This is a genomic window from Lacrimispora amygdalina, assembly GCF_003432035.1.
In the GTDB taxonomy this organism is placed as follows: Bacteria; Bacillota; Clostridia; order Lachnospirales; family Lachnospiraceae; genus Lacrimispora; species Lacrimispora amygdalina.
In genome coordinates, this window is sequence record NZ_QOHO01000029.1 from 36,765 (window position 1) to 51,116 (window position 14,352).

Consider the following 14,352-nt stretch of genomic DNA (forward strand, 5'->3'; position numbering starts at 1 on the left):
TATATTACACATATAACAAATAAATATTTAAATCATTGGAAAGGAGATATGACTTATGATGATGCCTAGTATTTTTGGAGAGAGTCTGCTTAGTAACTGGATGGATTTTCCCTTCGACCGTTCTGTTTTTGGTACGAAAGAATTTATGAAAACCGATGTGAAGGAAGTTGATAACGGCTATGAACTGGATATCGATCTTCCTGGTTTTCAAAAGGATGATATCAAAGCCCGTCTCACAGACGGCTATTTAACCATAACAGCTTCAAAAGGGGAGAATAAAGAGGAAAAAGACAAGGAGGGCCGCTATATCCGCCGGGAACGTTATTCCGGAAGTATGAGCCGGAGTTTCTATGTAGGAAATGCCGTTAAAGAAGAAGATATCCGTGCCAGATTTGAAAATGGTATTCTGAAGCTGTCCGTTCCTAAGAATAAGAAAACTGAAATTGAACAGAACAATTACATCTCCATAGAAGGCTAAAAAGGGGGTAAACTACACCCTGATAGTACAATACTGAAAAGTGTCTGCATTTTAATAAGCAGGGTATTCTGAATCATATGGCTCAGAATACCCTGCTTTGCTATGATAAATTTATTCTACTTTGTATTTCTATGCTTATTTATTGCCACTGCAGGCTTTAAATATGGAACCAACCCGACTATTGATGTCAAAATATCCGCTGTCCATTAAAATGGTGGGTTTCACTTTTGCCGCATTTGGTCTTCCTTCTTCTAAACATTCCTCATCTGCATATGCGGCAACAATTTCTCCAAGAAACATCGTAAAATCAAATATGGGAATTGTCTGTATTACTTTACAGAGATAATTTACGGGGCATTAGTTTTTGTCATATTTATTCTCCTATCAATCTTTCATTTTTTTGCTGCAGCAATGAAGATTATATAATAGAATTTTATAAATATATAGACTTTTTCTTTCGGATGGGATATCATATAGATATAGTGCGCCCGGTATGCGTACTTTTTTATTTTGTATTTATTATTTAATATCTTCCACTGGCAGGACTGTCAAAGTAAGTATTAAATCAGCTCTATGTAAGCCTCAACGAGCTTTAACGTCTGTTCCATTCCCTTTACATGAGTCCGCTCCGTTCCATGGGAAGCATGTACTCCCTGCCCGATCAATGCTGCCCTGATGTTATGTCCTCCCCGTATTGCTGCTCCTGCATCAGAGCCGTAATGAGGGAACACATCCACTGCGAAGTCTATATTCTTTTCCTTTGCCAGGGCAATCAGGCGGCTGGTCATTTCGTAGTCATAGGGGCCGGCTGAATCAAGAGCGCAGATGGATACTTTTCGTTCATCTCCCGATAAATCATCTCCAAGTGCTCCCATATCCACTGCGATAAATTCTTCAATATCTTCCGGTATCCAGCTGGCACCAAAGCCCACCTCTTCATAGTTGCTGATCACAATCTTCAAAGTCTTTTTTGGTTTAATTCCTGATTCTCTGATATCCTTTAAAACACCTAAAAGAACGGCCACTGAAGCCTTGTCATCTAAATGACGGGATTTAATATAGCCGCTGTCCGTATGCACATACATGGGATCAAAGCTGATATAATCCCCGGGAGCGATTTCCAGCCTTCTTACATCTTCTTCGCTGTCAATCATCTCATCCAGACGTACTTCCATATTCTTTGGTTTTCTCTCCAAAGTTCTGGCATCGTCATAAGTATGAACCGACGGCTCTTTGGTGAGTATGGTCCCGGTATAGGTTTTTCCGGTTCTGGTATGTACTTTGCAGTACATGCCTTCTATGGACTCCATCATAAATCCGCCTACAGGAACCATAATGAGCATTCCCTTTGAGGTAATGGAGCGAACCATGGCTCCTAAGGTATCAACATGAGCGGATAAGCCCAGAACTTCCTTCTCTTCTCCCGGAACTTCAATGATTAAACCGCCCTTTTTATTATAACAGGTGGTATATCCGAACCCTGCAGCTTCCTCTTCTACTGCTTTTTGCACTTGTCTGGTATATCCGCTGGGACTTGGAATATTCACAATTTTTTCCAATATGTTTGTTACATATGTCATGGTTTCCATAATATCTGCCTTCTTTTCTGGTTTTTTTCTATTTTAGCAGATCTATAAAAGGAAATCTACTTAAGAATATGGAAAAAAGGCTGCAAAGCCCAGCCGGGGTAACCGGATCTGGCTTTGCAGCCTTTAATCATTCTTTCTTATACTTCAAAAATCAGATCGCCATAGCTTGGAAGAGGCCAAATCTCCTTATCCACAATCATTTCCAGTTTATCTGCCGGCTCACGGAGTGCTGCCATGGCAGGTACAACCTCACTGTGATAAGCAGCTGCCTGCTCTTTGTTCTCTCCGATTGCTGCACATTTGTCAGTGATATCAATCAGAGCAGAAAGTGCTACCTTCATATCAGAAAGATATGCGCTTACTTCAGTCAGAAGTTCTTCCTGTACACTGGTATCTGCAGCCGGACATGCTGATTTTACCTTGCCTAACGAATCTGCAAGAACGGTTGCATATTTTACAACTGCCGGAATAAGCTGCTTTCCTGCCATATCAATCATGGTTCTTGCTTCAATATTAATGGCTTTTGAATAGGTCTCATATTCAATCTCAACGCGGGACTCTAACTCAGCCTTTGTAAATACCTTGAATGATTCAAACATGCTGATGGATTTTTCTTTCGTAAGTGCAGGAATTGCATCAACCATTGCCTTGATGTTTGGAAGTCCTCTTCTCTCTGCCTCTTCTACCCATGCATCAGAATAACCATTGCCGTTAAAGATTACTCTCCTATGTGCTGCCAGCTGTTCTTTAATCATATCATGTACAGCCGTATCAAAGTCTTCTGCTTTCTCAAGTACATCCGCTGCTTCTTTAAATGCCTCAGCTGTAATAGTATTTAATACAACGTTCGGTGATGAGATGGAATCAGAAGAACCTACCATACGGAATTCAAATTTATTGCCGGTGAATGCAAATGGTGAAGTTCTGTTTCTGTCAGTTGCATCTTTAAATAAGTCTGGCAGAGTCTTAACGCCTGTCTTTAAGGTACCGCCTGATTTGGAGTGAGTTGCCTCACCAGTGCTGCAAAGCTGATCTACTACATCCTCAAGCTGTTCGCCGATGAATACGGAGATGATTGCAGGAGGTGCTTCGTTTGCACCAAGTCTGTGGTCGTTTCCAACATCTGCTGCAGACTGGCGGAGAAGATCGGCATGCTTATCAACTGCCTTTAAGATACAGGATAATACCAGTAAGAACTGAATGTTCTCATGAGGTGTTTCGCCTGGATTTAATAAATTAATACCGTCGTCACTGGTTAAAGACCAGTTGTTATGCTTACCGGAACCATTCACGCCTGCAAATGGCTTCTCATGAAGCAGACAGTTTAATCCATGACGTCCTGCAACCTTTTTTAAGGTTTCCATAACAAGCTGATTATGATCAACTGCTACGTTGGCCTGCTCATAAATTGGTGCCAGCTCATGCTGAGCCGGTGCAACCTCATTATGCTGAGTCTTTGCCGGTACGCCAAGCTTCCAGAGTTCTTCATTTACTTCCTTCATATACGCTGCAATTCTTTCACGAATGGAACCAAAGTAGTGGTCTTCCATTTCCTGTCCTTTTGGAGGCATTGCACCGAATAACGTTCTTCCGGCGTAAATTAAGTCTTTTCTCTGTAAATACTTTTCATGGTCAACCAGGAAATATTCCTGCTCCGGTCCAACGGAAGGTGTCACACGTTTTGAAGTGGTATTGCCAAACAGTCTTAAGATTCTTAAAGCCTGCTCATCAACCGCTTCCATTGATCTTAAGAGAGGAGTCTTTTTATCAAGCGCTTCTCCTGTATAAGAGCAGAAAGCAGTGGGAATGCAAAGAGTTACACCGATGGCATCTTCTCTTAAGAATGCAGGGGAGGTACAATCCCATGCAGTATATCCTCTTGCTTCAAACGTTGCTCTTAAACCACCGGAAGGAAAGGAAGAGGCATCAGGTTCGCCTTTTACCAGCTCTTTACCGGAAAACTCCATGATTACCTTACCTTCTGATGTGGGAGAGGAGATGAAGGAGTCATGCTTCTCGGCAGTAATGCCTGTCAGCGGCTGGAACCAGTGTGTATAGTGAGTTGCGCCTCTCTCAATTGCCCAATCCTTCATTGCATGAGCTACTACATCTGCAATGGAAGGATCCAGTTCTGCACCGTCTTCAATGGTTTTCTTTAACTTCTTGAAAACACTTTTTGGCAGACGCTCTCTCATAACGGTCTCGTTAAATACATTCTTACCGAACAGCTCGGCTACATTCACAACTTCGCTCATAAATTTTCCATCCTCTCATATTAATTTCCACTTAATAAAATTAAGTCTAATCGTTTTTTTTAGTCTCCTCATTATCTGAATATGCGCATAAATCAGAAAAGGCGCCCTCCCGTCATAAGGAGAACGCCATTGTTCTTAATTAAAATAAACCATTTTCCTAAAAAAATCAAGTACTTTTTGAAAAAAAAATTTTTTTAGAAGGTTTTTATGCTTTTCCAACGGATCCGAACAGTTCCATCTTCTCTTTCACTGTTGCTTTGATGGCATCAGTTCCCGGAGCAAGAAGCTTACGGGGATCAAATCCCTTACCCTCTAAATCCTTGCCTGCTTCAATGTATTTACGGGTTGCTTCTGCAAAAGTAAGCTGGCACTCTGTATTAACATTGATCTTAGCTACGCCAAGGCTGATAGCCTTTTTAATCTGATCTTCCGGAATACCTGTCCCGCCGTGAAGTACCAGAGGCATACCACCGACTTTATCTTTTACGGCTGCCAGGGTTTCAAAACTTAAGCCTGCCCAGTTTGCCGGATATTTGCCATGGATGTTACCAATTCCTGCTGCCAGCATGGTTACGCCTAAATCAGCGATCTGCTTGCACTCATCAGGATCTGCACACTCACCCATACCAACTACGCCGTCTTCCTCACCGCCGATGGAACCAACTTCCGCTTCAATGGAAAGTCCCTTTTCATTACAAACCTTTACAAGTTCTGTTGTCTTTTCCACATTCTCTGCGATTGGGTAATGGGAACCATCAAACATGATGGAAGAAAAACCAGCTTCAATGCACTTATAACAGCCATCATAAGAACCATGATCCAAATGAAGTGCTACCGGTACGCTAATCTTTAATTCTTCAATCATAGCTTTTACCATAGCTGCTACAGTTTTATAGCCTGTCATGTATTTACCAGCGCCTTCGGAAACTCCCAGAATAACCGGAGATTTCAGTTCTTCGGCTGTCAGTAAAACAGCCTTTGTCCACTCAAGGTTGTTGATGTTGAACTGTCCAACTGCGTATTTTCCATCTCTTGCTTTTTCAAGCATCTCTTTTGCTGAAACTAACATATCACAAACCTCCATATTTTTTATTGTCTTACATTTTTTCATTATATACCATTTTGTCCTATTTGGAAAGATTATTTTTTGAAGATTGTTTTTTTTATAACAAAGTTACATTTTGCTTTCAGAAACTCTTTGTTCTATAATGAATGCAAACAAAGAAAAAAATAACAGGAGAGTTTTATGAGACATAAGAGAAGATTCGGCAGTCTGAACAGCCAAAACCAAAAACAAGCATCAGAAATTAACCCGAAACACCCGGATCTGTTTACAGGTCAACAGCTGAAACGACTGATCTTTCCTCTGGTGATTGAACAGATTCTGGCTGTGTTTATGGGAATGGCAGATACCATAATGGTGGCCTCCTGCGGAGAAGCGGCTGTATCAGGCATTTCGATCGTAGATACCATCAGTGTACTCTTAATCGGTTTATTTGGAGCCATGGCAGCCGGAGGTTCCGTTGTTACCGCCCAATATATTGGAAGAAAGGATGAACAGAATGTAGCCCGGGCTGCAGGGCAGCTTTTTCTGGCAATCGGAGGGCTCTCCCTTTTTTTAATGGTTTTTACGCTTATTTTCAACAAGCCGCTTCTTCGGGTTATCTATGGATCAATTGACAAGGATGTAATGGCAAATGCGAGAATCTATTTTTATATATCCTCAATTTCCTATCCCTTTCTGGCATTTTATAACAGTGCGGCAGCACTGTTCCGGGCAGTGGGCAATTCCAAAGTCTCCATGCAGATTTCCCTGTTTTCTAATCTATTCAACATAGCCGGAAACGCCCTCCTTATCTATGTTTTTCACTTAGGTGTTGCTGGTGCAGGAATTTCTACCCTGATTTCCCGTATCATCTCGGCTGTATTAATTCTTATTCTGTTAAAAAAACAGGGGGAATTTTCTGTAGAATACCGGCTTAAACCGGATAAACGCATCCTTGGCCAGATCCTTTACATTGGAGTACCAAACGGACTGGAAAACAGTATCTTCCAGCTGGGAAAGCTGTTGTTATCCAGTCTGATTGCCGGCTTCGGAACTGTTGCCATCGCAGCAAACGCAGTCGCCAGCACCATCTGCGGGCTTGAAATCATACCAGCCAATGCAATCGGAATCGCAATGGTAACCGTAGTAGGCCAGTGCATTGGAGCCGGTGAACTTTCACAAGCCCGCCATTATATGGGCAGGCTTGTAAAAACAGCTTACTTGTGGCTGCTGGTTCTGAATCTGTCCCTTCTTCCCTTCTTAAAAGTGATCTGCGGTCTGTTCCAGCTCTCCGCTGAGACAAGTGCGCTGGCGATCGAACTTATGGTTTATCACAGCATCTGCTGCATGCTGATTCATCCTCTGTCATTTTGCCTGACCAACGGTCTCAGGGCGGCCAATGATGTTCGTTTTACCATGACTGTATCCATCTGCTCCATGTGGATCTGCCGGATCGTAATGGCATACTTGTTAAGTCTTTATTTCGGACTCGGCCTGATGGGGATCTGGATTGCAATGACAATCGACTGGCTTGTGCGCGCCATATTTTTCACAACCCGGGTTCTAAGCGGGAAATGGCGCCGCTATGCAATGCGAAGTTTAAACTAAGCCAAAAATCCCATAACGGTTTCTTTCATATTATCCACATCGCACTCGGTCTGATGAAGAACTGGTGCGGTGCGGATTTCTTCAACTGCCTGGGGAATAAAAATTCCGGATACGTTTGATAAACGGTCAATGATTTTAAACTCGTCCTCTGCAGACTTCTCCCCTTCCAAAGCCTCCAAAACACTTCCGGAAAACTTATAAGGACTGGCTGTAGAGGCGATAACCGTTTTCGTCTCATCCTTTGACTGCTCTTTATACTGATGGTATACAGAAGAGGCAACGCCCGTATGAGTATCAATCAGATATCCGGTGCGGTCAAACAGATCTTTAATGGTTCTCTGATTTTCTGCCTCTCCTGCAAATCCCCCAATAAAATCCTCCATGAACTTTTTCATGGCTGGTGTAACAGTGTAGCTGCCTGTTTCACTAAGCTCTTTCATAAGTGCTGCATTTTCCTCTGCATCACAGCCGGTGCTTAAATAAATGAGGCGTTCTAAGTTGCTGGAAATCAGAATGTCCATGGAAGGGGAACTGGTGAGAATAAAATCTCTGTTTCTGTCATAGGTACCTGACTGAAAGAAATCGTAAAGAACTTTATTCTCATTGGAGGCACAGATTAATTTTTCAATGGGAACCCCCATCTGCTTGGCAAGATAAGCGGCCAGAATGTTGCCAAAATTCCCAGTCGGAACAGCTACATTGATCCGCTCTCCATCAGATATTTCTCCGCCTGACAGCAGCTTCCCATAAGCATACACATAATAAACCACCTGAGGCACCAGTCTTCCGATGTTAATGGAATTGGCAGATGATAACTGATAACCTTTCTTTTCCAATTGAGCTGCAAATTCCTTATCTCCGAAGATTTTTTTCACGCCTGTCTGGGCATCGTCAAAATTGCCGTGAATGGCTGCCACATGGGTATTCGTACCTTTTTGTGTTACCATCTGAAGCTCCTGGACACGGCTTACTCCGTTCTTAGGATAAAAAACAATAATCTCCGTTCCTTCCACATCGGCAAATCCAGCCATGGCTGCCTTGCCGGTATCGCCGGATGTAGCCGTCAGTATCACAATCTTATTCTTTACCTGATTCTTTTTTGCAGCAACTGTCATCAGGTGGGGAAGTATGGAAAGCGCCATATCTTTAAATGCAATGGTACTGCCGTGATATAATTCCAGATAATACGCACCATCTGCCTTAGCCAGAGGAGCGATCTCTTCCGTATCAAACTTGCTGTCATATGCACTGTTAATACAGCCTTTTAATTCCTCCTCTGTATAATCGTTTAGAAACAGCTTCATGACTTCGTAAGCAGTTTCCTGATATGTCAATGTAGAAAGTTCTTTCATGGTCTTGTCAAGCCTGGGTATAAAGCATGGCATAAACAACCCGCCGTCTGCTGCCAGTCCTTTTAAAATTGCCTGGGAAGCCGTCACATTGGCCTCTTTGCCTCTGGTACTCTGATAGGATAATTCCATGGTATCGCGTTCCTTTCTGCTCTCTCTAATTAAGTATGAATCAAAAAAACCTTGCCAGCATTGTAGCACACTTTAATCCCCTGTGCAAGAAAAACAGGCAAAAAAGTTTTCTTATTACGGACATATGTTTTTGTATAGAGGACATTTTCCTGATTTGCATCTCCTGCAATGATGTGATAAGATACTGTCAGAAATACAGAAAGGAGATGCTGTTACATTGAACTATCCAAATATTGTAAAGGGCAGTTTTATTAACCGTCCCAACCGTTTCATCGCTTACGTCCAGATTTTAACAGGAAAAGCGGCAGGAAAGACGGTTGTCTGCCATGTAAAAAATACAGGACGCTGTAAAGAGCTTCTGCTGCCGGGCGTCACAGTACTCCTTCAATATCATCCGGAAGCCTCTGTCCTCGGCAGGAAAACAGAATATTCTCTGATTGGGGTCTATAAGGAAAGAGAAGAAGATATACTGTTAATCAATATGGATTCCCAGGCTCCCAATCTGGCCGCTTATGAATGGGTTCTGGGTTCGCCCGCCATCCGTGAAGTAAAAAGAGAGGTAACATACGGTCAGTCCCGATTTGATCTTGCTTTTCAGTTAATTGAAAAGGACGGCTCCGGAAATATGACGGATATCCCGGCATTCATGGAGGTAAAAGGAGTGACCTTAGAGGAACATAACCATGCTCTTTTTCCAGATGCCCCCACAATACGTGGAGTAAAGCATATCGAAGAGCTGATCCATGCGAAAAAAGACGGATATGAAGCATATCTTCTTTTTGTAATCCAGATGAAAGGAATGACCCGCTTTTCTCCTAACGGGAAAACTCATCCGGAATTCAAAGAAGCTCTGAAAAAGGCCTCTTCTGCAGGAGTTCACATCCTTGCATATGACTGTCAGGTTACGGAGAATTCAATGACTGTGGACCAGCCGGTTCCTGTTTTCATAGACTGACCGGGCATCTGCCCCTCACTCCAGATATAATTCCGGGGTGCGGGACAAAAGCTCCCCGCGGTCAACAATCCGGTATATTCTGCCTTCCTTTTTTATTACACCGTCCCTGCAAAGAGCATTTATAATGCGGAATGTCTGGCGGTAACTGGCTCCGATGGATTTTGCCGTATCTGCTAATGTCTCCAGATAAAGACCTTCCTGTTCCGCAAACAGAATATACGCACAAAGCCGTTCTTCGCAGGTATGAAGAGCAGTAATCACACTCTTTTTAGAACTTCCTAAAAGCTTTAATGCCAGTTCTCTTCCTATCTCATTGATAAAAAGCAGATTACCTTTTAATTCCTCTTCATATTTTTTATAGGAAAGACCGATGCAGATAAATTCCGTCATTGCACTGATGGTAGCGCTTGCAATGCGGGAACCTGTCATTAACTCCACATCCCCAATAATTCCCTCTGAAATATAATGGCAAAGCAGGAGAGCCTTCCCATTCGCGGAAGCAGAACAGACCTTTGCTTTCCCTGAAACAACAAGAAGGAGGTATTCCATCTCCCTGCCTTCCTGTAAGACGGTTTCTCCCGGTGCAAACCGAAGTATAGCGGAACTGCCTATATCCATGTCTGATAAATGAAACTGAAAAAGCAAACGTTTTATCCTCTGTTCTGTGATATTCATCTTCATTGCTCCCTCTTTCTCTCTTTCTGGGAGTATGACATATGTCATACCGCTTTGTCAACGGGATATGCTATGCTTAAAACCGAAATCGGAGGTGATAATATGTATAATTTTCTCTCACTGCTGGCTGGCGTGATTATTTCGTTTATGCTTGCAGTCAATGGCGGTCTGACCTCAAAATACGGTATATTTGGAGCTGCTGTCATCATTCATATTGTTGGTGTTTTCTTTGCGCTATTTCTGCTTAAGCTCCTTCCCTCCTCCAGCCGGAAGACAGATGGAAAAATCTCCTGGTGGCTGTATACCGGCGGAATAATCGGAGTACTGACTACCGCATTTAGTAATTTTGCTTATGGTAAAATAAGTATAACAGGAATCATAGCTTTAGGACTTTTGGGACAGGCAATCGCTTCCCTTGTCATAGACTGGCTGGGACTCTTTGGAATGACCAAATATCCGCCGAAAAAGCATATACTGGCAGGAGTGATGGTGGCATTTCTTGGCATTGCCGTCATGTTGAACCATTCATTTTACGGAACTGCACTGCCAGTATTTATTTCTCTTTTAAGCGGGATTACCGTAGTTCTCTCCCGCACGGTCAATGCGGGCCTGTCGGAACAGACCGGAGCGCTTAAGGGTTCCTTTATCAATCATCTGACGGGACTGCCGGTAACACTGATTCTTCTGCTTCTTTTAGGAAGAAATGAAGCAGTTTTTAAAGGGGGTATACCTTCTCATCATGTTTGGATTTACCTGGGAGGAATTTTAGGAGTTATCACTGTTCTGCTTTTTAATGTAACGGTTCCCAAAATACCTTCATTCAGACTTACACTCTTATCCTTCACCGGGCAGATTTTTACCGGCATATTACTGGATCTGATCACACAGAAAGGTTTTACAATGGCCACCTTTTCCGGCGGTCTTCTGGTCGCCGCAGGCGTAGGAATTACCATGGCAGGAGAACAATTCTCCTTGCTAGTTATAAATAAATTTCCTGCCTCTGGTAAATCCGGCTTATAAGTTAAAAACAGGATAGAAACTTAAAAATCTGTGCCGTATACAGATTTTTCCTGCTTCTATCCTGTTTTACCAAGTTTGATTATTCATAACCGTTTCCTGCTGCTTTATGTTAAAATCTTCTGCCTCCGCCTCCCATGGTGCGGCCGGAGTTTGTATGAGTAGTACTTCTCCCTGAGGATGACATGCCGCCTGAAGGCCGATTTCCTCCTGTGTTACGCGGTATGATTACGTGGGTTACACTGGTGTTCACTAAATTGTCATTCCGGCTTGAATAATGGAATTCACAATCTGCCCGGTAGGCCATCAGGGAATTGCGCGCTCTTCCTCTCTCTTTTCCCATCGAATACCGGCTCATCACACCGCCGCACACTGCTGCGCCGGATGCAGCTGCAATTAACACTGCCAAAGCAGCTTCATACCATTGTATACTGCGGTAAACACTTATTTTTCCCGTATCCGCATCGTAATTATACTGTCCTCCTGGTATTCCTTCCCGGTAATACTTCATCACTCCGTCCAGGTAAGTCCTGGCACAGGCAGCATAATCACCCTGGCTGATTTGTTTATATGCATCATCAAGAATCGAATTCCACCTCTTATCGGTCAAAAACCGGTTCATCTTACCTACAGGAAGAATATACATCTCCCGGTTATCCATATCTATTAAAAATAAAACACCACGGTAGTCACTTCCCACTCCGAATTTTCTTTCAATATAGAAGTTTTCCGCATACTCTTTTGCTGTTCTTCCCCCGGCATCATCGGCAGTTGCTATCACCACATCCATATTCATCTCTTTTTTCATAGACTGGATTGTGGTTTCAAATTCCTTCTTCTGATCCGCCGTGAAAAGACCTGCATCATCAAAAACCCTGGTTTCGTTACTGCTGGTTTCCTGATTCTGTGCAGCATAAGCCACCGGCATTCTTCCAAATAACAGAAGCACAGTATATAAAAATATTAAAATTCCGGAAAAAAGTTTTGTTATCCTCATATAAAATACCCCACAAGCAGCATCAAAAGACACACAGGAACAAATACCTGGGCAAAGAGAAGCATCAGCTTACCTTTGTCTACCGGAAGCTCACCGCATACTTTTCCGGTCTGTCCGTTAATCGTAAAATAATAAATCCGATTTCTGCTCCCATCATTATAAGTAAGTGTCCACACTGGTAGAAGTGCATATTCCCAGGTCTCATCTTCTAACCGGATATCCTGATTCTGGACTCTTACGTGATCATAAGACGAAATGCTGTTACGCAGGGTATCTTCTGCAAAGTTCCTGATTTCGGTCTTTAGCTCTTCCGTAAACTCCTGGTTCTCCATATCCCGCCGCTCTGCTACAAAACCGGAAAGATACCCCATTTGAAAGGGTTTTAATTTGTCAGTCTCAAAAGGCAGAACTCCTTCAACAAGTTTACGGTTTGCTTTCTTTAGTGCATTGCGCGGTACATATTTCACAGGCATGGAACCGGACCGGTGTACTTCATATGTCTGGGTCTCCGTATATCTTCTGTCACCGCTTTCCCATACCCGGATCCGTTCCCCACTCGCCTCCACGCTTCCCTGAGTCGTACAACTATATAAAAGATACGGAAAATATACGCCAGTGATCTTTTCAATCTGATCCTCACTGTAAAATGCTTTAGGAACATACCGCTTCTTTTTCATCCAGTCCCGGAATACTTCCACCGCCTCTTTCTTTCCATAAGAAAAGGGAATGACATAATCCGGGTGAAACTCCCCGCTCAGCCGTCCGGACAATATGACCGGATTATGGCAGTAATAACAAAATGATGCCGCAGTGGTATTATCTGTTACAATTTCAGCTCCGCAGCTGGGGCAGGTGTATAGTAACGTCTCTGCCTTCCCAGATGATTCTTTCTTTTCTTCCTGCGTTTTTTCTTCCTCATTCATGAATGCATCCTGGGCAAATTCAGATAAACAGTATTCGCAGGCATATTTCTGCTTTTGAGGATTAAACTTTAACGGTCCCCCGCAGTTGGGACACTTATATGAAATGATCTCACTCATGGCCTTGGCTTTCCGCATTCAGAACAGAATTTACCGGTGTTAACCGCTCCGCACCCGCAGGTCCATGGACCCTCCGGCTTTTTACTTCCGCATTCCGGACAGAACTTTCCTGTGTTAACACTGCCGCAGCTGCAGGTCCATGTCTCCTGTGCACCTGCACTCTTCGCTGCCTGATTCATCTGCATATGGTTTGCATTGGCCGCTGACGCAGCACCCATGAATCCACCCGCTGTATTCATTCCCATACCCATGCCCATAAAGCCTGCCAAAGATCCGTTCGCATTGCTTCCGGCTGCTTCTATTCCCCTGGCTGCCGCCCCCTGTACATAACCTTCCCGCACACCTGGATCGCTGAGCATTGCTCCCTGATTTCTCATCTGGATTAAAGCTTTTGATTCTTCATCGTAGGAGATGCTTGCAATTCCCACGGACTGGATTTCCATTCCTCTTCCGGATCTCCACTGGTCATCTAACACATTGGCCATATACTGCCCCAGTTCTCTTCCCTTTGAGGATACATAAGAAATACGGATTCCATCTGCAGACATCTGATTGATGGAAGACTGGAGCGCTTCTAAAAACTCCGATAAATACTGCCCGTTAATGTCCTCTACCTCAACATGCTCTGCATTCTTTGGCACAGCTTCTGCATAAAAAAGGATAGGATCTGTCACTTTAATGGAATACGTACCATGAGCTCTTAAAAACAGCTCCGCATTATAAAACTGGTCAAAATAATTAATGGGATTGGGTGTACCAAACTTGATTCCCTTGATTTCCTGGAGATTAATGAAATATACTTTCTGGGAGGTAGGTGTCTGACCTCCAAACCGGACACGGTCAAAGGATTCGCTTACTGCTTCCTTTAGCTGCCCGTTAAAAAGAGATGGCATGGAGGAATTTTTTACGGTAAAATAGCCTGGTTCTCCTGTATAATCAATCACCTTTCCTCCGTCAACCAAAAGCATAAACTGGTTGGGATAAACATGAATGACGGACCCGTCTGATACCGTATTATCCGTTCCCTTTGTATTGGATCCCTTCCGGACCTTTACCCCGCTGGTAAATATGGTCTGGTCTCCCATACTGCCTGCCTCTATCACTTCCAGCCACTGGTCTGCCAGTGAGCCTCCGATTGCTGAAGTCAATGCTTTCACAATTCCCATTCCGATTCCTCCTTTAGAATTTTATTTCATATTATACTGCATATAT

General features: G+C 43.3%; 12 protein-coding genes. 4 read left to right on the plus strand and 8 right to left on the minus strand.

The annotated features are described in order from the left end of the window. The first annotated feature begins 55 nt into the window (after positions 1-55). Positions 56-478 carry an Hsp20/alpha crystallin family protein gene (locus DS742_RS10305; RefSeq protein WP_117416921.1) on the plus strand — a complete coding sequence of 141 codons (423 nt, stop codon included), beginning with the start codon at positions 56-58 and terminating at the stop codon, positions 476-478. A 560-nt stretch (positions 479-1,038) separates the two neighbouring features. On the opposite strand, the gene DS742_RS10315 is transcribed toward DS742_RS10305, so the two are convergent. From DS742_RS10315 to fba, 3 genes are all read right to left on the minus strand, one after another. Beyond that, complete coding sequence (locus DS742_RS10315) at positions 1,039-2,067, minus strand: M42 family metallopeptidase (RefSeq protein WP_117416922.1); 1,029 nt, start codon at positions 2,065-2,067, stop codon at positions 1,039-1,041. A 137-nt stretch (positions 2,068-2,204) separates the two neighbouring features. Continuing rightward, positions 2,205-4,322 carry a glutamine synthetase III family protein gene (locus tag DS742_RS10320; protein WP_117416923.1) on the minus strand — a complete coding sequence of 706 codons (2,118 nt, stop codon included), beginning with the start codon at positions 4,320-4,322 and terminating at the stop codon, positions 2,205-2,207. Between the two features lie 205 nt (positions 4,323-4,527). Further along, a complete protein-coding gene (fba, locus tag DS742_RS10325) occupies positions 4,528-5,391 on the minus strand; it encodes a class II fructose-1,6-bisphosphate aldolase (protein ID WP_117416924.1) in 864 nt (287 codons plus the stop codon). A gap of 177 nt (positions 5,392-5,568) precedes the next feature. On the opposite strand from fba, the gene DS742_RS10330 reads away from it, so the two are divergent. Further along, on the plus strand, positions 5,569-6,975 hold the full coding sequence (locus tag DS742_RS10330) for an MATE family efflux transporter (protein ID WP_242996445.1): 1,407 nt from the start codon (positions 5,569-5,571) through the stop codon (positions 6,973-6,975). Here the strand turns inward: DS742_RS10330 and thrC are convergent. Next, the gene (thrC, locus tag DS742_RS10335) at positions 6,972-8,456 is read right to left on the minus strand and encodes a threonine synthase (protein WP_117416925.1); all 1,485 of its coding nucleotides are present in this window, start codon (positions 8,454-8,456) and stop codon (positions 6,972-6,974) included. The genes DS742_RS10330 and thrC overlap by 4 nt on opposite strands. Positions 8,457-8,673: 217 nt before the next feature. On the opposite strand from thrC, the gene sfsA reads away from it, so the two are divergent. After that, positions 8,674-9,411: a DNA/RNA nuclease SfsA gene (sfsA, locus tag DS742_RS10340; protein ID WP_117416926.1), complete on the plus strand. Its 738-nt coding sequence runs from the start codon at positions 8,674-8,676 to the stop codon at positions 9,409-9,411. A 15-nt stretch (positions 9,412-9,426) separates the two neighbouring features. Here sfsA and DS742_RS10345 read toward each other — a convergent pair whose 3' ends face one another. Next, positions 9,427-10,086, minus strand: a complete 660-nt coding sequence (locus DS742_RS10345) for a cyclic nucleotide-binding domain-containing protein (RefSeq protein ID WP_242996446.1) — start codon at positions 10,084-10,086, stop codon at positions 9,427-9,429. 102 nt (positions 10,087-10,188) lie between these two features. On the opposite strand from DS742_RS10345, the gene DS742_RS10350 reads away from it, so the two are divergent. Further along, the gene (locus DS742_RS10350) at positions 10,189-11,106 is read left to right on the plus strand and encodes a DMT family transporter (RefSeq protein ID WP_117416928.1); all 918 of its coding nucleotides are present in this window, start codon (positions 10,189-10,191) and stop codon (positions 11,104-11,106) included. Positions 11,107-11,215: 109 nt separating this feature from the next. On the opposite strand, the gene DS742_RS10355 is transcribed toward DS742_RS10350, so the two are convergent. The 3 genes from DS742_RS10355 to DS742_RS10365 are packed head-to-tail and all read right to left on the minus strand — an operon-like array spanning position 11,216 to position 14,306. Beyond that, the gene (locus tag DS742_RS10355) at positions 11,216-12,100 is read right to left on the minus strand and encodes a TPM domain-containing protein (protein ID WP_117416929.1); all 885 of its coding nucleotides are present in this window, start codon (positions 12,098-12,100) and stop codon (positions 11,216-11,218) included. Beyond that, positions 12,097-13,140 carry a TFIIB-type zinc ribbon-containing protein gene (locus DS742_RS10360; protein ID WP_117416930.1) on the minus strand — a complete coding sequence of 348 codons (1,044 nt, stop codon included), beginning with the start codon at positions 13,138-13,140 and terminating at the stop codon, positions 12,097-12,099. Before DS742_RS10360 ends, DS742_RS10355 begins: the two co-directional genes overlap by 4 nt. Further along, the gene (locus DS742_RS10365; RefSeq protein WP_117416931.1) at positions 13,137-14,306 is read right to left on the minus strand and encodes an SPFH domain-containing protein; all 1,170 of its coding nucleotides are present in this window, start codon (positions 14,304-14,306) and stop codon (positions 13,137-13,139) included. The genes DS742_RS10360 and DS742_RS10365 overlap by 4 nt, the downstream gene beginning before the upstream one ends. Positions 14,307-14,352: the final 46 nt, after the last annotated feature.

Bases quoted from the DNA above. Each gene is read 5' to 3' on its own strand.
- DS742_RS10315 (WP_117416922.1), bottom strand. From the start codon at position 2,067: ATGGAAACCATGACATATGTAACAAACATATTGGAAAAAATTGTGAAT.
- DS742_RS10355 (WP_117416929.1), bottom strand. From the start codon at position 12,100: ATGAGGATAACAAAACTTTTTTCCGGAATTTTAATATTTTTATATACT.
- DS742_RS10330 (WP_242996445.1), top strand. From the start codon at position 5,569: ATGAGACATAAGAGAAGATTCGGCAGTCTGAACAGCCAAAACCAAAAA.
- DS742_RS10345 (WP_242996446.1), bottom strand. From the start codon at position 10,086: ATGAATATCACAGAACAGAGGATAAAACGTTTGCTTTTTCAGTTTCAT.
- DS742_RS10360 (WP_117416930.1), bottom strand. From the start codon at position 13,140: ATGAGTGAGATCATTTCATATAAGTGTCCCAACTGCGGGGGACCGTTA.
- DS742_RS10305 (WP_117416921.1), top strand. From the start codon at position 56: ATGATGATGCCTAGTATTTTTGGAGAGAGTCTGCTTAGTAACTGGATG.
- thrC (WP_117416925.1), bottom strand. From the start codon at position 8,456: ATGGAATTATCCTATCAGAGTACCAGAGGCAAAGAGGCCAATGTGACG.
- DS742_RS10350 (WP_117416928.1), top strand. From the start codon at position 10,189: ATGTATAATTTTCTCTCACTGCTGGCTGGCGTGATTATTTCGTTTATG.
- DS742_RS10365 (WP_117416931.1), bottom strand. From the start codon at position 14,306: ATGGGAATTGTGAAAGCATTGACTTCAGCAATCGGAGGCTCACTGGCA.
- DS742_RS10320 (WP_117416923.1), bottom strand. From the start codon at position 4,322: ATGAGCGAAGTTGTGAATGTAGCCGAGCTGTTCGGTAAGAATGTATTT.
- fba (WP_117416924.1), bottom strand. From the start codon at position 5,391: ATGTTAGTTTCAGCAAAAGAGATGCTTGAAAAAGCAAGAGATGGAAAA.